The following is a 17696-nucleotide window of genomic DNA, read 5'->3' as shown; positions in this document are numbered from 1 at the left end:
CGGGCTGTCCCGGCATTTTTTTCCCTGAGTCGGCCTCCTGGCCGGCCTGTTTCGAGTAAGGAGTGACACCATGCTGGTGATGCGCCCCGCGCAAATGGCTGATCTGGGCGAGGTACAGCGTCTGGCTGCGGACAGTCCGATTGGTGTCACTTCCTTGCCGGATGACGTGGAACGCCTGAGCGACAAGATCGCGGCAAGCGAGGCTTCGTTCGCCGCCGAGGTCAGCTTCAATGGCGAGGAGAGCTACTTCTTCGTCCTCGAGGACACCGAGACCGGCAAGCTGGTCGGTTGCTCGGCCATCGTTGCCTCGGCCGGTTACTCCGAGCCGTTCTACAGCTTCCGTAACGAGACCTTCGTGCACGCCTCACGCGAGCTGAAGATCCACAACAAGATCCACGTGCTTTCCCAGTGCCACGACCTGACCGGCAACAGCCTGCTGACCAGCTTCTATGTGGTCCCTGAGCTGGTGGGTTCGCCGTGGTCGGAACTCAATTCCCGCGGTCGCCTGCTGTTCGTCGCCAGCCACCCGGAGCGCTTCGCCGATTCGGTGGTGACCGAGATCGTCGGCTATAGCGACGAGAACGGCGACTCGCCGTTCTGGGACGCCATCGGCCGTAACTTCTTCGACCTCAACTATGCCGCCGCCGAGCGCCTGTGCGGGCTGAAAAGCCGCACCTTCCTTGCCGAGCTGATGCCGCATTACCCGATCTATGTGCCACTGCTGCCGGATGCCGCGCAGGAAGCCATGGGCCAGGTGCACCCGCGGGCGCAGATCACCTTCGACATCCTGATGCGCGAAGGCTTCGAGACCGATCATTACATCGACATCTTCGACGGTGGCCCGACCCTGCACGCCCGGGTCTCGGGGATCCGTTCGATCGCCCAGAGCCGTGTGGTGCCGGTGAAGATCGGTGAGGTCGCCAAGGGCGGCGGACGCCAATACCTGGTCGCCAATGCGCAGTTGCAGGATTACCGCGCGGTGATGCTGGAGCTGGATTACGCGCCGGGCAAACCGGTGACCCTGGATCTGCAAGCGGCCGAAGCCCTGGGCGTCGGCGAAGGTGCCAGCGTGCGCCTGGTGGCGGTTTAACGCCTTAAGCGAGTTTCGCGGGAACCGTCAGCGGTACCCGTCTGAGGAGATAGCATGATCGTTCGTCCCGTACGCAGCAGCGACTTACCCGCTCTGATCGACCTGGCCCGCAGTACCGGCACCGGCCTGACCACTTTGCCGGCCAACGAAGAGCGCCTGAAACACCGCGTGGGCTGGGCGGAAAAGACCTTCCGTGGCGAAGCCGAGCGGGGCGATGCGGATTACCTGTTCGTGCTCGAGGACGACAACGGTCGCGTGGTGGGGATCTCCGCGATTGCCGGTGCGGTCGGCCTGCGCGAGCCCTGGTACAACTTCCGGGTCGGCCTGACCGTCAGCGCCTCCCAGGAGCTGAACATCTACCGCGAGATTCCGACGCTGTTCCTGGCCAACGACCTGACTGGCAATTCCGAGCTGTGCTCGCTGTTCCTGCACGCCGATTACCGCACGGGCCTCAACGGCCGCATGCTGGCCAAGGCACGCATGCTGTTCATCGCCGAGTTCCCGCAGTTGTTCGGCAACAAGATCATCGCGGAGATGCGCGGTATGTCCGATGAAGCCGGGCGCTCGCCATTCTGGGAAAGCCTGGGCCGGCACTTCTTCAAGATGGAGTTCAGCCAGGCTGATTACCTGACCGGCGTGGGCAACAAGGCGTTCATCGCCGAACTGATGCCGAAGTTCCCGCTGTACACCTGCTTCCTCTCCGAGGACGCGCGCAACGTGATCGGCAAGGTGCACACCGATACCGAGCCGGCGCTGGCCATGCTCAAGAGCGAGGGTTTCAGCTACCAGGGTTACGTCGACATCTTCGACGCTGGCCCGGCGGTGGAATGCGAAACCACCAAGATCCGTGCGGTGCGCGACAGCCAGGCGCTGGTGCTGGCCATCGGCACGCCGGGCGATGACGCCACGCCTTTCCTGATTCACAACCGCAAGCGCGAGGACTGTCGGATCACCGCCGCACCCGCGCGTTTTGCGTCGGGCACCCTGGTGGTTGATGCGCTGACCGCCAAACGCCTGCAACTCAATGCGGGCGATCAGGTCCGTGCCGTTGCGCTGTCTGCTTCCCGGGAGTCGAAATAATGAACACGCTGTACATTGCGGGCCAGTGGCTGCCAGGCCAGGGCGAAGCCTTTGAGTCCTTGAATCCGGTGACCCAGCAGGTGTTGTGGTCGGGCAACGGCGCCACCGTCGCCCAGGTTGAAAGTGCGGTGCAGGCCGCGCGCCAGGCATTCCCGGCCTGGGCCCGGCGTTCGCTGGACGAGCGGATCGCCGTGCTGGAAGCCTTTGCCGCCAGCCTGAAAAGCCATGCCGACGAACTCGCCCGTTGCATCGGTGAGGAAACCGGCAAGCCGCTATGGGAAGCGGCCACCGAAGTGACCAGCATGGTCAACAAGATCGCGATCTCGGTGCAGAGCTACCGTGAACGTACCGGCGAGAAGAGTGGCCCGCTGGGCGACGCCACTGCGGTACTGCGTCACAAGCCCCACGGTGTGGTGGCGGTGTTCGGCCCTTACAACTTCCCTGGCCATCTGCCTAACGGTCACATCGTTCCTGCCCTGCTGGCGGGTAACAGCGTGCTGTTCAAGCCCAGTGAGCTGACCCCGAAAGTCGCCGAGCTGACGGTCAAATGCTGGATCGAAGCCGGCCTGCCGGCGGGCGTGTTGAACCTGTTGCAGGGCGCGCGGGAAACCGGCATCGCCCTGGCCGCCAACCCGGGTATCGACGGTCTGTTCTTCACTGGCTCCAGCCGCACCGGCAATCACCTGCACCAGCAGTTCGCCGGCCGTCCGGACAAGATCCTCGCGCTGGAGATGGGCGGTAACAACCCGCTGGTGGTGGATCAGGTCGCGGACCTGGACGCGGCGGTCTACACCATCATCCAGTCGGCCTTCATTTCCGCCGGCCAGCGTTGCACTTGCGCGCGCCGCCTGCTGGTGCCGCAAGGCGCCTGGGGCGACCAGTTGCTGGAGCGCCTGGTGGCGGTCAGCTCGACCATCGAGGTCGGTGCGTTCGACCAGCAGCCGGCGCCGTTCATGGGCTCGGTAATCTCCCTTGGCGCTGCCCGCGCGCTGATGCAGGCCCAGGAAAACCTGTTGGCCAATGGCGCCGTGGCGCTGCTGGAGATGACCCAGCCGCAGGATCAGGCGGCACTGCTGACCCCGGGCATTCTCGACGTGAGCGCCGTGGCCGAGCGTCCGGATGAAGAACTGTTCGGCCCCTTGCTGCAAGTGATTCGCTACGCCGATTTCGAAGCGGCGATCGCCGAGGCCAACGACACCCAGTACGGCCTGGCGGCGGGCCTGCTGTCGGATTCCGAGGCGCGGTACCAGCAGTTCTGGCTGGAAAGCCGGGCCGGTATCGTCAACTGGAACAAGCAGCTGACCGGTGCCGCGAGCAGTGCGCCGTTCGGCGGTGTGGGGGCCTCCGGCAACCATCGCGCCAGTGCCTATTACGCGGCGGATTACTGCGCGTATCCGGTGGCGTCGCTGGAAACCCCGAGCCTGACCTTGCCGAGCGCGCTGACGCCGGGTGTGAAGCTTTCGTAAGACGCTGTTGGTGTCTTATCGCGAGCAAGCTCGCTCCTACAAGGTGTTGTTGAGTCTGTAGGAGCGAGCTTGCTCGCGATGACCGCAACGCGGTCGAACCGAATTTATAACAACAGATTTTCGTGGAGCCTCGCTGATGAAATCCTATGAAGTCAATTTCGACGGTCTAGTGGGGCCGACCCATAACTACGGCGGCCTGTCCTACGGCAACGTCGCGTCCCAGAGCAACAGCCAGCAGTCTTCCAACCCCAAGGAAGCCGCGCTGCAGGGCCTGGCGAAAATGAAAGCGCTGATGGACATGGGTTTCCAGCAAGGCGTGCTGGCACCACAGGAACGCCCGGACGTGGCGGCCCTGCGTCGGTTGGGTTTTTCCGGTAGCGATGCGCAGGTCATCGAGCGCGCCGCCAAGGAGGCGATGCCACTGCTGGTCGCCAGTTGCTCGGCGTCGAGCATGTGGGTGGCCAACGCCGCCACGGTCAGCCCGAGCGCCGACACCCGCGATGGTCGCGTGCATTTCACCGCCGCCAACCTGAACTGCAAATATCACCGCAGCATCGAACACCCGACCACCAGTCGTGTACTGGGGGCGATGTTCGCCGACCAGCAGCACTTCGCCCATCACGCGGCGTTGCCGGCGGTGGCGCAGTTCGGCGATGAAGGCGCGGCCAACCACACCCGTTTCTGTCGTGACTACGGCCAGGCCGGCGTCGAGTTCTTCGTTTTCGGGCGCAGCGCCTTCGATACCCGCTACCCGGCACCGCAGAAGTACCCGGCGCGCCAGACCCTGGAAGCCTCGCAGGCCGTCGCCCGTCTGCATGGCCTGAGCGACGACGGCGTGGTGTATGCCCAGCAGAACCCGTCGGTGATCGACCAGGGCGTGTTCCATAATGATGTGATCGCGGTGGGTAACGGCGAAGTACTGTTCTACCACGAGGACGCGTTCCTCGAGACCGACAAGATGCTCGCCGAGCTGCAGGCCAAGCTGGGTAAGCGCGGTGGTAACTTCCAGTCGATCTGCGTGCCGCGCTCGCAGGTCACGGTGGAAGACGCGGTGCGCTCCTACCTGTTCAACAGCCAGTTGCTGTCCCGCGCCGATGGCTCGATGCTGCTGATCGTGCCGGAAGAGTGCCGCGGCAACGAGCGCGTCTGGCAGTACCTGCAAGGCCTGACCCGCTCCGGCGGCCTGATTCGCGAGGTGAAAGTCTTCGACCTCAAGCAGAGCATGCAGAACGGCGGTGGCCCGGCGTGCCTGCGGCTACGGGTCGCGCTCAACCAAACCGAACTGGCGGCGGTCAACCCAGGGGTTATCATGACCGCGCCGTTGTACGACACGCTGACCCAATGGGTCGACAAGCACTACCGCGACCGCCTGAGCGAAAACGATCTGGCGGACCCGCAATTGCTGCTTGAGTGCCGGACGGCACTGGATGAACTGACGCAAATCCTTAAACTGGGCGCGGTTTATCCATTCCAGATCAATTAAGAGCCCGCGCCTGAGTCCGCTGATCCAGGCGCGCCGCCTTACCTCCAGATGAGAGCGTAATAAATGAGCGATACCCTGCAGCTGATCCTTGAAGACACCGACGGCACTCAACTGGAAACTTCCTGCACCCGCGTTGCCGTGATGTGGCAAGGCAAGGAACTGTGGATCCAACAGGACGGCCGCGGCCAGCTGCTGATCGGCGTGGACGTCGAGGAAGGCGACGAAGAGTACGCCAACCTGCTGCTGCGTCCATTGGCGACTAATCTGGTAAGTCTGCAACTGGAAATGGAACCGGCCGACGCCGGTGACGACGATCACGTGCACGGCCCTGACTGCCAGCACGACCATTAAGGAATAACGTTCTATGCTCGCCCTCGGCAAACTGCTTGAACTGACCCTCGCCGGTCGTGAACCGGCGGAGAAGACTCAACTGACTGTCGACGGCGTGCGGATGCGCTGGCTGAGCGAAGGTGCGCTGGAAGTCCGGCCACCCCAGGCGCGGGACAATGGCATGGACCTGCTGCTGTCGGCCGGCATCCACGGCAACGAGACGGCGCCGATCGAGTTGCTCGACCGTCTGTTGCACGACATCGCTCGCGGCGACCTCAAGCCCTGCGCACGCATTCTGTTCCTGTTCGGCAACCCCGAGGCCATGCGCCACGGCGAGCGCTTCATCGAGCAGGACATCAACCGGTTGTTCAATGGCCGTCATGAACAAAGCAGCGGCAACGAAGCCTTGCGCGCCTGCGAGCTGGAGCGCCTGGCAGCGAGTTTCTTCAGCCTGCCGGACCGAACCCGCCTGCACTACGACCTGCACACGGCGATCCGCGGTTCGAAGATCGAACAGTTTGCCCTGTATCCGTGGAAGGAAGGTCGCCAGCACTCGCGCCGGGAACTGGCGCGCCTGCGGGCCGCGGGCATGGAGGCGGTGCTGCTGCAGAACAAGCCGTCCATCGTGTTCAGCTCCTATACCTACGACAAGCTGGACGCCGAGTCTTTCACCCTGGAGCTGGGCAAGGCCCGGCCGTTCGGGCAGAACCAGGGGGTGAATGTCGAGCGTCTGGAGACTCGCCTGAAGCAGATCATCGAAGGCCGCGAACCGCCCATGGCGGAGGAGAAGCTGGATGGTTTGCAGCTGTTCAGCGTCGCTCGGGAAATCATCAAGCACAGCGATACCTTCCACCTGCACCTGCCGGCGGATATCGAGAATTTTTCCGAACTGGAAGTGGGTTACCTGCTGGCCGACGATATCGCCCAGACCCGCTGGATAGTCGAGGAGGAGGGCGCGCGGATCATTTTCCCCAACCCCAAGGTGAAGAACGGCCTGCGTGCCGGGATCCTGATCGTGCCGACCAAGGCTGATGGCCTGGCCTGATCTGTAGCCGCTGCCGCAGGCTGCGATCGACCGCGTAGCGGGCGTCGCTTTTGAGGTTGATTGGAAGGCTCTGCGAGCCTTGTCGCAGCCTGTGGCAGCGGCCACAAAGAACATCGCGAGCCAGCTCGATCCCTATAGGAATGAGCTGGCTCGCGATTGTTTTCAGCGTCTGGTACTTACACCGCTACCCGCTGCTCATGCCGACGCAGGGCGCGTGTCTTGTGCAGGGTGTCGGCGCAGGTCTTCGCGGCTTCCTGGCCCTTGTGCACAAAATGCTCGAAGAAGAACTTCTGATGTTCGTCGCCGGCGTGGAAGTGGTGCGGGGTCAAGACCACCGAGAACACCGGCACTTCGGTTTCCAGCTGGACCTGCATCAGGCCGCTGATCACCGACTGGGCGACGAACTCATGGCGGTAGATACCGCCGTCCACCACCAGGCCCGCGGCGACGATGCCGGCATAACGGCCGGACTTGGCCAGCAGCTTGGCGTGCAGTGGAATTTCAAAGGCGCCGCCAACTTCGAAGAAGTCGATATCGCTTTCCTGATAACCCTGGGCGAGCATTTCGCTGACGAAACCTTTGCGGCTCTGGTCGACGATTTCCTTGTGCCAGCAGGCCTGGATAAACGCCACGCGTTCGCCGTGATGCTGTTTGCTTTTGCTATCGATTGCGGTGGGTTGCATCTGTTCTGACTCCTGTTTGTGTGAAAAACAGGGCGTTATGAATCGAAAGGGATTTAAGGGGCGGTACAGGCCAGGCGCACAAGCAGTCGTGTGCAGGTCTGTGGACAGCCCTTTGGTGCCAATCCCGTTCTCTCTTCATCCGGACTATGACCGTCGGCCCCGGGATCACACCGGGTCTGCTGACCTTGCCGTCATTCGCCGCCGAAGCAGTGCCTGTCGCCAAGCGCTCGCGGGCTATGCGCATTGCGCGCAATCACCGCCGGTGGGGAATTACACCCCGCCCTGAGAACGTTGCCACCGGGCTTTGCGGCGGCGGTGAGTTTGTAGCACATATTTTTCGGTAGTGCATTGCGGCTTTTGGATGATAAACATCGGTTTTTCATCTCCATCGATGGGCTTTTCCCGGGCGGGCCTTGATAAATCGCGGTCGTGCCCGTAGTAATTCAGTTCGAAAGAATTTCCTTATCCGCAGCGACGTTCGCGTCCCCTTGTCGAGGCCTGATTCATGAGCATTATCGATCTTCGTAGTGACACCGTTACCCAGCCCACGGCGGGCATGCTGGAGGCAATGGCCACAGCGGCCACGGGCGATGATGTCTACGGCGAAGATCCGACGGTCAATCGCCTGGAAGCCGAGTTGGCCCAGCGCCTGGGGTTCGCCGAGGCGCTGTTCGTGCCGACTGGCACCATGAGCAATCTGCTGGGCTTGATGGCTCACTGTGGGCGTGGCGACGAATACATCGTCGGCCAGCAGGCGCATACCTATAAGTACGAGGGGGGCGGTGCGGCGGTGCTGGGCTCGATCCAGCCCCAGCCGCTGGAAGTCCAGCCCGACGGCTCGCTGGACCTGGCCCAGGTGGCTGCGGCGATCAAGCCGGACGATTTCCACTTTGCCCGTACCCGCTTGCTGGCGCTGGAAAACACCATGCAGGGCAAGGTGCTGCCGTTGAGCTATCTGGCACAGGCCCGGGCCTTCAGCCGTGAGCATGGCCTGGCCCTGCACCTGGACGGCGCGCGGTTGTATAACGCGGCAGTCAAGCTGGGCGTCGATGCGCGGGAGATTACCCAGCACTTCGACTCGGTCTCGGTTTGCCTGTCCAAGGGCCTGGGTGCGCCGGTGGGCTCGGTGCTGTGCGGTTCGGCGGAACTGATCGGCAAGGCCCGACGCCTGCGCAAGATGGTCGGGGGCGGCATGCGCCAGGCCGGGATCCTGGCTGCGGCGGGCCTCTACGCACTCGATCATCAGGTAGCGCGCCTGGCCGATGACCACGCCAATGCCCGGTTGTTGGCCGAGGGCCTGCGTGAAGCGGGCTACGATGTCGAGCCGGTGCAGACCAACATGGTCTATGTTGCGATGGGCGACAGGGCAGAGGCCCTCAAAGCCTTTGCCGGCGAGCGCGGGATCAGGCTGAGCGCCGCGTCGCGGCTGCGGATGGTCACCCATATGGACGTCAGTCGTGCGCAAATCGAGCAGGTCGTCGGGACTTTTATCGATTTTTCCCGCAACTGACAGTGTTAGCCGTCCAATTGACCGTCTCTATCGTATAAACACGCTGTACCCCAAGCTCAGGGCCGATATAATGCGGCCCTTTGCCGTCGTTTCGTCTGATGACGTTTCGCACAGGCCTTTGGCCGCAGTCTCCGTGGAAGAACCTAATGAAAAGCGCAGAAATCCGTGAAGCCTTCCTTCGCTTCTTCGAAGAGCAAGGCCACACCCGTGTAGCCTCCAGCTCTTTGATTCCGGGCAACGACCCAACCCTGCTGTTCACCAACGCGGGGATGAACCAGTTCAAGGACTGCTTCCTGGGCCAGGAAAAGCGCGCCTATACCCGCGCCGTAAGCAGCCAGAAATGCGTACGCGCCGGCGGCAAGCACAACGACCTGGAAAACGTCGGTTACACCGCTCGCCACCACACTTTCTTTGAAATGCTGGGCAACTTCAGCTTCGGCGATTACTTCAAGCGTGACGCCATCACCTTCGCCTGGACTTTCCTGACGTCCGACAAGTGGCTGAACCTGCCGAAAGAAAAGCTCTGGGTCACCGTCTACGCCAGCGATGACGAGGCCTATGACATCTGGACCAAGGAAGTCGGGGTTCCGGCCGAGCGCATGGTCCGTATCGGCGACAACAAGGGCGCGCCATACGCCTCCGACAACTTCTGGACCATGGGCGATACCGGCCCGTGCGGTCCTTGCACCGAGATTTTCTACGATCACGGCGCCGACATCTGGGGTGGCCCACCGGGTTCGCCGGAAGAGGACGGCGACCGTTACATCGAGATCTGGAACAACGTATTCATGCAGTTCAACCGCACCGCCGATGGCGTGTTGCATCCGTTGCCAGCGCCATCGGTGGACACCGGCATGGGCCTGGAGCGGATCAGTGCGGTACTGCAACACGTTCACTCGAACTATGAAATCGACCTGTTCCAGAGCCTGCTGAACGCGGCGGCCAAGGCCATCGGTTGCACCAACGACGCCCAGGCGTCGCTGAAAGTCGTGGCCGACCACATCCGTTCCTGCGGTTTCCTGATCGCCGACGGCGTGTTGCCTTCCAACGAAGGCCGCGGTTATGTCCTGCGTCGCATCATTCGCCGCGCTTGCCGTCACGGCAACAAGCTGGGCGCCAAGGGCAGCTTCTTCTATCAGATCGTGGCCGCGCTGGTCGCTGAAATGGGCGACGCCTTCCCGGAACTGAAATCCCAGCAGGCGCACATCGAGCGCGTGCTGAAAGCCGAGGAAGAGCAGTTCGCCAAGACCCTGGAGCAGGGCCTGAAGATCCTCGAGCAGGACCTGGCCGAACTCAAGGGCACTGTGGTGCCGGGCGACGTGGTGTTCAAACTGTACGACACCTACGGTTTCCCGATGGACCTGACCGGCGACATCGCCCGTGAGCGCAGCCTGACCCTCGACGAGGAAGGTTTCGAGCGCGAGATGGAAGCCCAGCGCGTGCGTGCCCGCTCCGCGAGCTCCTTCGGCATGGACTACAACAGCCTGGTCAAGGTCGATGTGGCCACCGAGTTCACCGGTTATCACGCCACCAACGGTGCGGCCAAGGTGGTTGCCCTTTATAAGGAAGGGCAATCGGTCGACGTGCTGAGCGAAGGCGAAGAGGGTGTCGTTGTTCTCGACCAGACGCCTTTCTATGCTGAGTCGGGCGGCCAGATCGGCGACTGCGGTTACCTGCAAGCGGGCAGCGCGCGTTTCGATGTACGCGATACCACCAAGACCGGCGGTGCTTTCCTGCATCACGGCGTATTGGCCAGCGGCAGCCTGACCGTTGGCGCTCCGGTGCAAACCCAGGTTGATGCCGAAGTGCGTCACGCCACGTCGCTGAACCACTCGGCCACCCACTTGCTGCACGCCGCTCTGCGCCAGGTGCTGGGCGAGCATGTGCAGCAGAAGGGCTCGCTGGTCGACAGTCAGCGCCTGCGTTTCGACTTCAGCCACTTCGAAGCGATCAAGCCTGAGCAGATCAAGGCCCTGGAAGACATCGTCAACGCCGAGATTCGCAAGAACACCGCGGTGGAAACCGAAGAAACCGATATCGACACCGCCAAGCAGAAGGGCGCCATGGCGCTGTTCGGCGAGAAGTACGGCGACAGTGTGCGTGTACTGAGCATGGGCGGCGATTTCTCCGTCGAGCTGTGTGGTGGTATCCATGCCAACCGCACCGGCGATATCGGTCTTTTGAAAATCATCAGCGAAGGCGGCGTGGCCTCGGGCGTACGTCGTATCGAAGCCGTTACCGGTGCCGCGGCACTGGCGTACCTGAGCGCTGCGGAAGAGCAACTCAAGGAAGCGGCGACCCTGGTCAAGGGTAGTCGTGACAACCTGATCGACAAGCTGTTGGCCGTGCTGGAGCGCAACCGTCTGCTGGAGAAACAACTCGAGCAGTTGCAGGCCAAGGCTGCCAGTGCCGCTGGCGACGACCTGTCGGCACAGGCGCTGGATGTCAAAGGCGCGAAAGTGCTGGCGGCGCGCCTGGATGGTCAGGACGGCAAGGCGCTGTTGGCGCTGGTCGATCAGTTGAAAAACAAACTCGGTCGCGCAGTGATCCTGCTCGGCAGTGTCCATGAGGAAAAGGTCGTACTGGTTGCGGGCGTAACCAAGGACCTGACTGGCCAACTCAAAGCCGGTGATTTGATGAAGCAAGCCGCTGCGGCAGTGGGCGGGAAGGGCGGTGGTCGTCCGGACATGGCGCAGGGCGGTGGCGTCGATGCCGCTGCGCTGGATGCCGCGCTGGCCCTGACCGTTCCGTTTGTCGAGCAGGGGATTTAAGGTTCCAAGCCGAGCCCGTCGTCTAGTGACGGGCTTTGGAGCTGCGCAGTTTGATTGATTAATGGGCGCCCCTTTACGGGCTGAGGCGGCTTAGAAATGGCTTTGATCGTACAGAAATTTGGAGGCACCTCGGTCGGTTCCGTCGAAAGAATCGAGCAGGTCGCCGACAAGGTGAAAAAATTCCGCGAAGCCGGTGACGACCTGGTGGTTGTGCTGTCGGCCATGAGCGGCGAAACCAACCGTCTGATCGACCTTGCCAAGCAAATCAGCGGCGACGGTCAGCCGGTTCCTCGCGAGCTGGACGTGATCGTTTCCACCGGTGAGCAGGTGACGATCGCGCTGCTGGCCATGGCGCTGATCAAGCGCGGCGTGCCGGCAGTCTCCTATACCGGCAACCAGGTGCGGATTCTGACCGATAGCGCGCACAATAAAGCGCGCATATTGCAGATCGACGATCAGAAAATTCGCGGTGACCTGAAGGCCGGTCGTGTGGTTGTGGTCGCAGGTTTCCAGGGCGTCGACGAGCACGGCAACATCACCACCCTCGGTCGTGGTGGTTCCGACACCACCGGCGTGGCACTGGCGGCAGCCCTGAAGGCTGACGAATGCCAGATCTACACCGATGTCGACGGCGTCTACACCACCGATCCGCGTGTGGTGTCCGTGGCCCAGCGCCTGGACAAGATCACCTTCGAAGAAATGCTGGAAATGGCCAGCCTGGGTTCCAAGGTGCTGCAGATCCGTGCGGTCGAGTTCGCCGGCAAGTACAACGTTCCGCTGCGCGTACTGCACAGCTTCAAGGAGGGTCCGGGTACCCTCATTACTATTGATGAAGAGGAATCCATGGAACAGCCGATCATTTCCGGCATCGCTTTTAATCGCGATGAAGCCAAGCTGACCATCCGTGGCGTGCCAGACACTCCCGGCGTGGCCTTCAAGATTCTCGGCCCGATCAGTGCCGCGAACATTGAAGTCGACATGATCGTGCAGAACGTTTCGCACGATAACACCACCGACTTCACCTTCACCGTGCACCGCAACGATTACCTGGCGGCCCAGCAAGTGCTGGAAAACACTGCCCGCGAGATCGGCGCCCGGGAGGTGGTGGGCGACACCAAGATCGCCAAGGTCTCGATCGTTGGCGTCGGCATGCGCTCTCACGCGGGCGTTGCCAGCCGCATGTTCGAAGCGCTGGCCAAGGAAAGCATCAACATCCAGATGATCTCAACCTCGGAAATCAAGGTTTCCGTGGTGATCGAAGAGAAGTACCTGGAACTGGCCGTGCGCGCTCTGCACACGGCTTTCGAACTGGACGCTCCGGCCCGACAGGGCGAGTGATGCGTTGCCCGAAGGGCGCGGTTTACCGCGCCCTTCGTTTTTTTGATCGGCGTGACAGAAAACTGTTCTTTTGCTCGCGCTAGTCAATACTTAGGCGTGTAGGGCTACGGCCGTCCTGGTTGTAGGTCGATACCCTTTTTTTTGCAGACTGTTGTCCCTGAAATGAAATGCGTGAGGAGAAAGGTATGCTGATTCTGACTCGTCGGTGCGCAGAAAGCCTGATTATTGGTGATGGCGAAATCACCGTGACCGTGCTTGGCGTCAAAGGAAATCAAGTGCGTATCGGTGTCAACGCCCCCAAAGAGGTGGCGGTGCATCGGGAAGAAATTTACCTGCGGATAAAGAAAGAGAAGGACGAAGAACCAAGCCATTAATTTTTATCGTTTTTTTTGTTTGCAAACGGGGAGAAAGCTGGTTAATATACGCCCCGTGTTGCGGAGAGCTGGCCGAGTGGCCGAAGGCGCTCCCCTGCTAAGGGAGTACACCTCACAAGGGTGTCGGGGGTTCGAATCCCCCGTTCTCCGCCATTATTCACTTAGTTCGTTGTAATCTGGCTTCTTCTGTAAGTTGTTGAAATTACTAGAAAAAGTGCTTTACAAAAAGATTTAACGGACTATAATGCGCGGCAACAAATGCACTCGTAGCTCAGCTGGATAGAGTACTCGGCTACGAACCGAGCGGTCACAGGTTCGAATCCTGTCGAGTGCACCATTTAAGAGTTGTTTGCAGTAATGTGAATGACTTTGCTTCAACCAGTTGTGGTCTGGTCTAAAAACACAAATTGCACTCGTAGCTCAGCTGGATAGAGTACTCGGCTACGAACCGAGCGGTCACAGGTTCGAATCCTGTCGAGTGCACCATATACCAAGAAGCCCGCATTCATTGCGGGCTTTTTGCTTTCTGTCGTTCAGGTTTTCTCCCCCCCTTGTTGATTCTTCTCTTTGAACGTCGCGATCATTCTGGCGTCGTAATCAGTGTGTGCCTGTCTTTTTTATATTGCCTTTCGAAAGCACCCGACAAGTTGTGGGGTGGGAGCTGGGTCGGGTTTCGAGAGCACTTTTTTCGCCAGTGGTGTGTTTTCTTTTTCGAATGGTGCGTCGCAGCTTAATAGATTCAGCGCTTCTTCAGCTTTGCGCCGCAAGCGCTTGTTCTTGCCATGATTTTTTAACGTTTAAAGCCGTCAAGCGGTGTATGATTGCGCCCGTCAGCCCCGCCGGGGCTTGTGGAATACCTCCATGGACTTACCCAGTAGTTACTCAGTATCCCGTTTTTACAATCATGAATTGACTGATTGATCCTTCCGGCGTGCTCCTCTGCTGGGAGTGGAGTTCGCCTATGACCGAAGTAGAAGTAAAGAAAACACAAGACAGCCTGCAGGATCGCCTCGCTCAAGTCGTTGAGCTGCTGCATCGCCAGCGGGTGGTCGAAGACCTGACTCATCGTCAGGAAGGCCATCATCAAGACCGGGTCGAGAACCTGGTCCACCGGCAAAACCTCGTCGAGTTGCAGCGCAAACTCGACGACCTGCACTCTGCCGACGTTGCCTACATCCTTGAAGCCTTGCCGCTCGATGAGCGTCTGACTGTCTGGCAGCTGGTCAAGGCCGAGCGCGACGGCGACATCCTGCTCGAAGTATCCGATTCCGTACGTGAAACCCTGATCGCCGACATGGACGATCATGAGCTCCTGGCTGCTGCCAAGGAGATGGACGCCGACGAACTTGCTGACCTGGCTCCCGAGCTGCCGCGAGACGTTGTCCATGAGCTGATGGAGGCGTTGGACGGCCAGCAGCGCGAGCGCGTTCGCTCCGCCTTGTCGTATGACGAGGAGCAGGTCGGTGCGTTGATGGACTTCGAGATGGTGACCATCCGTGAGGATGTCAGCCTTGAAGTGGTCCTGCGTTATCTGCGTCGCCTTAAAGAGTTGCCTGGCCATACCGACAAGTTGTTCGTCGTCGACTATGACGGCGTGCTCAAGGGGGTGCTGCCCATCAAGCGGTTGTTGGTGAATGATCCGGAGAAACAGGTTTCGGAAGTCATGGCCAGCGATCCGGTAAGTTTCCATCCGGACGAAGATGCCTACGACGCTGCGCAAGCGTTCGAGCGTTACGACTTGATCTCGGCGCCGGTGGTCGACAAGAACGGCAAATTGATCGGCCGTCTGACCATCGACGAAATGGTCGACCTGATTCGTGAGGAGAGCGAGACCGAAGTCCTCAACATGGCCGGTCTGCGTGAAGAGGAAGATATTTTTGCCTCGGTCTGGCGTTCCCTGCGCAACCGTTGGGCCTGGCTGGCAATCAACCTGATCACCGCATTTGTCGCTTCGCGAGTGATCGGCCTGTTTGAAGGTTCCATCGAAAAGCTGGTGGCCCTGGCAGCCCTGATGCCGATCGTGGCGGGTATTGGCGGCAACTCCGGTAACCAGACCATCACTATGATCGTTCGCGCCATGGCGCTGGACCAGGTCAGCACCGGCAATACCTCGCGTCTGATGCGCAAGGAGCTGGCTGTGGCCTTGATCAACGGTCTGGTCTGGGGTGGGGTGATCGGTGCGGTGGCCTACCTGCTTTATGGCAGTTGGTCGTTGGGGGTGGTGATGACGGCGGCCATGACGCTCAACCTGTTGCTGGCGGCGCTGATGGGGGTTCTGATTCCGATGACGCTGGCGCGCCTGGGGCGCGATCCGGCCATGGGAGCCAGCGTCATGATCACGGCCATGACCGACAGTGGCGGTTTCTTTATCTTCCTTGGGCTAGCCACCATCTTCCTGCTTTGATCCTGCATGCAGCCCCTCTAAACGGGGCTGTATCGTTTCTCCGTCCCTTTGCGATCCAGGCTCTTGTGCTTTTGTAGCGTTCGAGCAGCAAATTTCGGGCAAAAAAAAGCCAGCACAAGGCTGGCTCTAGCTTTCGAGGTCGAATCAGGAAGCGTCTGCGGCCATTTCGGCGTCATGGGCGATCAGCGAAACGAGGGCGTTCTGCTGGCGGTGGGAAAGTTGACGGAAACGTTGAAGCAGTTCGCGTTCATGCAAGGAGAGCTCTGGGCTGTCCAAGCGCATGCTCAACTCTTCACCCAAGGCACCTTCCTGAATAAGACTCTGCTCCAGGCGCGCGATGATTTCGGAGTTCATGCTGCGGTGATGATTGCGAGCCACCTCGGCAATGCGTTCACGCATCCCGTCGGGTAGACGTACGACGAACTTGTCAGCCGTACGGCTGGAATAAATTGCCTGTTTCAATGGGCGCATATATTTAACCGGTTAGTTCAGGGGAGCGGTTCTCGGAATTGGCCGCAGGATGTCACTTAGGACAAGCGTTGCTGCCAAATGTTCAACCTGAATTGTTAAGAGGCCCGCATCATGCCTCAAAATAGCCAGATCCTTGGCGTCAATTCTGTGACAAATAGTGGACTGGGTAAAGGCGTTATGCCAGCACCAATTATCAGAAATGCGGACTGGTTTGAAAAGATTGCCTGGTCCGCTTATCTGCCCGCGTCCTGGTGTTCGATGACGGTCGCGCATGTGCGTTGCCAGACGGGCATGCATGCGGATCCGATCATTGTTTCCTACCTTGTACAGGATAGTGGCAAATTGCCGATTTACTAGGCTGTGAATGCCATGGAGTCTTTGAATGCCAGGCAGACTGATTTATTTGATGGGGCCTTCCGGGTCAGGAAAGGACAGCCTGATCGAGGCTGCGCGCGGGCCTTTGGCGCGGCTCGGCTGCGATGTGGTGCGGCGGGTGATCACCCGTTCCGCGGAGTCCGTGGGGGAAGAAGCTCATGGGGTAAGCGCTGACGAGTTCGAGCGCCTGGAACGGCAAGGCGCCTTTGCCTTGTGCTGGCGGGCCAATGGTCTGGCGTACGGAATTCCCGTGCAGATCGACGAATGGCTGGCCAGTGGGCGCAATGTCCTGATCAATGGTTCCAGGGCTTACCTGTATCTGGCTCGCCAGCGTTATCCGGAGCTTTTGGCGATTCTGTTGACGGTGGACATCGACGTGCTGCGGCAAAGACTGATGAGCCGCGGTCGCGAAAGTGCGGCGCAGATCGAGGCGAGGCTCAAGAGGAGCGCTCTTTTTTCTGCTGACGACGGACCAGGGCTGGGAGAGTCCGTGTTTTTTCTGGACAACTCGAGCGAGCTGTCCGTGACGCTTGAGCGTTTTCTGAAGCTATTGAGAGATCAGGGGATCAGCGCAGTACAGGGTCGAACTTGATTTTGCGTCCCAATGCCAGCGCTAGCAGGAACAAGCCGGAAAAAACGCCACAAGCAATCAAGGGCGCATCACCCAGGGTATTTCCAGGGGGGAAGCAACCCAGTGTGGCACTGAGTACCGCCAGGATGAGAAGGCCCTTGGCAAGTCGGGACATTAACAGGCTCCTGATAGAGTCATATTCAAAATACCCAGCTGTCGGGTCTTGGATTGGCAGGCAGAACAACGGCTTCTGGGGCATTGGCGACTTGTGCCATGTCAGGATTCTCCGATGCGCTGCTCATCACAGCCAATTGTGGAGCCTGTTGCACGTAGTGGGTCCTGTACTGGGTGCTCTGATCAGCGCTGCCATCAGGCTGAAAGTGGAAGGCCACCAGTACGGCGATGGCAATGGCATTCGATAGAAGAAGGGCGCTGTTCATGGGCTTGATCTCCACTGTTCTTTCATAGAGATGAAGCAGCGCTCATGCCAAGAGTCTGTCTTCTAATAAACCCTTTAAAAACAATGAATTAATAGGGTTTTTAGACGGCAGTGAATTGCATTCTGCAATGATGGCTTTTTGCAGTGATGCAATTTGCACGGCGGCTCTGGCGAATTGCCTGATGGCTAGAGGTGGGCACCGGTTAAAAAGCCCTACTCACAACATGACAAAAGCAGGGCTGGCCGTTAACATGCACGCCGTCCTT

Annotated in this window: 16 protein-coding genes, 3 tRNA genes and 1 riboswitch; of the genes, 15 read left to right on the top strand and 4 right to left on the bottom strand. The window is 60.2% G+C overall.

Going from position 1 to position 17696, the window contains the following annotated elements; all coding sequences use genetic code 11:
- Positions 1-70 precede the first annotated feature (70 nt).
- The 6 genes from aruF (at position 71) to astE (ending at position 6494) form a co-directional block, all read left to right on the top strand.
- The gene (gene aruF, locus IF690_RS22055) at positions 71-1090 is read left to right on the top strand and encodes an arginine/ornithine succinyltransferase subunit alpha (RefSeq protein WP_007921551.1); all 1020 of its coding nucleotides are present in this window, start codon (positions 71-73) and stop codon (positions 1088-1090) included.
- A 54-nt stretch (positions 1091-1144) separates the two neighbouring features.
- On the top strand, positions 1145-2170 hold the full coding sequence (astA, locus tag IF690_RS22050; protein WP_202697370.1) for an arginine N-succinyltransferase: 1026 nt from the start codon (positions 1145-1147) through the stop codon (positions 2168-2170).
- Complete coding sequence (astD, locus tag IF690_RS22045; protein WP_202701674.1) at positions 2167-3636, top strand: succinylglutamate-semialdehyde dehydrogenase; 1470 nt, start codon at positions 2167-2169, stop codon at positions 3634-3636. Before astA ends, astD begins: the two co-directional genes overlap by 4 nt.
- A gap of 136 nt (positions 3637-3772) precedes the next feature.
- On the top strand, positions 3773-5119 hold the full coding sequence (gene astB, locus IF690_RS22040; protein WP_202697369.1) for an N-succinylarginine dihydrolase: 1347 nt from the start codon (positions 3773-3775) through the stop codon (positions 5117-5119).
- Positions 5120-5182: 63 nt separating this feature from the next.
- On the top strand, positions 5183-5470 hold the full coding sequence (locus IF690_RS22035; protein WP_007921560.1) for a hypothetical protein: 288 nt from the start codon (positions 5183-5185) through the stop codon (positions 5468-5470).
- A 13-nt stretch (positions 5471-5483) separates the two neighbouring features.
- Positions 5484-6494: a succinylglutamate desuccinylase gene (gene astE / locus IF690_RS22030; RefSeq protein ID WP_202697368.1), complete on the top strand. Its 1011-nt coding sequence runs from the start codon at positions 5484-5486 to the stop codon at positions 6492-6494.
- Positions 6495-6670: 176 nt separating this feature from the next.
- Here astE and IF690_RS22025 read toward each other — a convergent pair whose 3' ends face one another.
- Positions 6671-7177 (bottom strand): 6,7-dimethyl-8-ribityllumazine synthase, encoded by a 507-nt coding sequence (locus IF690_RS22025; protein WP_202697367.1) that lies wholly within the window; start codon positions 7175-7177, stop codon positions 6671-6673.
- Between the two features lie 122 nt (positions 7178-7299).
- A riboswitch (FMN riboswitch) is annotated at positions 7300-7471 on the bottom strand.
- Between the two features lie 211 nt (positions 7472-7682).
- On the opposite strand from IF690_RS22025, the gene ltaE reads away from it, so the two are divergent.
- The 8 genes from ltaE (at position 7683) to mgtE (ending at position 15574) form a co-directional block, all read left to right on the top strand.
- Complete coding sequence (gene ltaE, locus IF690_RS22020; protein ID WP_202697366.1) at positions 7683-8687, top strand: low-specificity L-threonine aldolase; 1005 nt, start codon at positions 7683-7685, stop codon at positions 8685-8687.
- Positions 8688-8833: 146 nt separating this feature from the next.
- Entirely contained in the window at positions 8834-11458 is a 2625-nt protein-coding gene (gene alaS, locus IF690_RS22015) for an alanine--tRNA ligase (protein WP_202697365.1), read from the top strand.
- A 96-nt stretch (positions 11459-11554) separates the two neighbouring features.
- On the top strand, positions 11555-12796 hold the full coding sequence (locus IF690_RS22010) for an aspartate kinase (RefSeq protein ID WP_007921569.1): 1242 nt from the start codon (positions 11555-11557) through the stop codon (positions 12794-12796).
- 185 nt (positions 12797-12981) lie between these two features.
- Positions 12982-13170 (top strand): carbon storage regulator CsrA, encoded by a 189-nt coding sequence (gene csrA / locus IF690_RS22005; protein ID WP_002554426.1) that lies wholly within the window; start codon positions 12982-12984, stop codon positions 13168-13170.
- 62 nt (positions 13171-13232) lie between these two features.
- Positions 13233-13323, top strand: a tRNA-Ser gene (locus IF690_RS22000).
- Positions 13324-13430: 107 nt separating this feature from the next.
- Positions 13431-13507, top strand: a tRNA-Arg gene (locus tag IF690_RS21995).
- Positions 13508-13579: 72 nt separating this feature from the next.
- Positions 13580-13656 (top strand) — tRNA-Arg (locus IF690_RS21990).
- A 475-nt stretch (positions 13657-14131) separates the two neighbouring features.
- Positions 14132-15574 (top strand): magnesium transporter, encoded by a 1443-nt coding sequence (gene mgtE / locus IF690_RS21985; RefSeq protein WP_202697364.1) that lies wholly within the window; start codon positions 14132-14134, stop codon positions 15572-15574.
- A 144-nt stretch (positions 15575-15718) separates the two neighbouring features.
- Here the strand turns inward: mgtE and IF690_RS21980 are convergent, their stop codons facing one another.
- Positions 15719-16045, bottom strand: a complete 327-nt coding sequence (locus IF690_RS21980) for an Arc family DNA-binding protein (RefSeq protein ID WP_003178899.1) — start codon at positions 16043-16045, stop codon at positions 15719-15721.
- 382 nt (positions 16046-16427) lie between these two features.
- On the opposite strand from IF690_RS21980, the gene phnN reads away from it, so the two are divergent.
- A complete protein-coding gene (gene phnN / locus IF690_RS21975; RefSeq protein WP_202697363.1) occupies positions 16428-17012 on the top strand; it encodes a phosphonate metabolism protein/1,5-bisphosphokinase (PRPP-forming) PhnN in 585 nt (194 codons plus the stop codon).
- On the opposite strand, the gene IF690_RS29075 is transcribed toward phnN, so the two are convergent.
- Together IF690_RS29075 and IF690_RS21970 are read right to left on the bottom strand one after the other, a co-directional pair.
- Positions 16987-17166 (bottom strand): PA3371 family protein, encoded by a 180-nt coding sequence (locus IF690_RS29075; protein ID WP_252189505.1) that lies wholly within the window; start codon positions 17164-17166, stop codon positions 16987-16989. The genes phnN and IF690_RS29075 overlap by 26 nt on opposite strands.
- Positions 17167-17191: 25 nt before the next feature.
- The gene (locus IF690_RS21970) at positions 17192-17431 is read right to left on the bottom strand and encodes a hypothetical protein (RefSeq protein ID WP_202697362.1); all 240 of its coding nucleotides are present in this window, start codon (positions 17429-17431) and stop codon (positions 17192-17194) included.
- Positions 17432-17696 lie beyond the last annotated feature (265 nt).

The sequence above is a fragment of the Pseudomonas sp. SK3(2021) genome, assembly GCF_016772375.1.
Lineage (GTDB): Bacteria > Pseudomonadota > Gammaproteobacteria > Pseudomonadales > Pseudomonadaceae > Aquipseudomonas > Aquipseudomonas chlororaphis_I.
The sequence above is the reverse complement of the archived record's forward strand: the minus strand, read 5'-3'. Positions and strand labels throughout refer to the sequence as shown.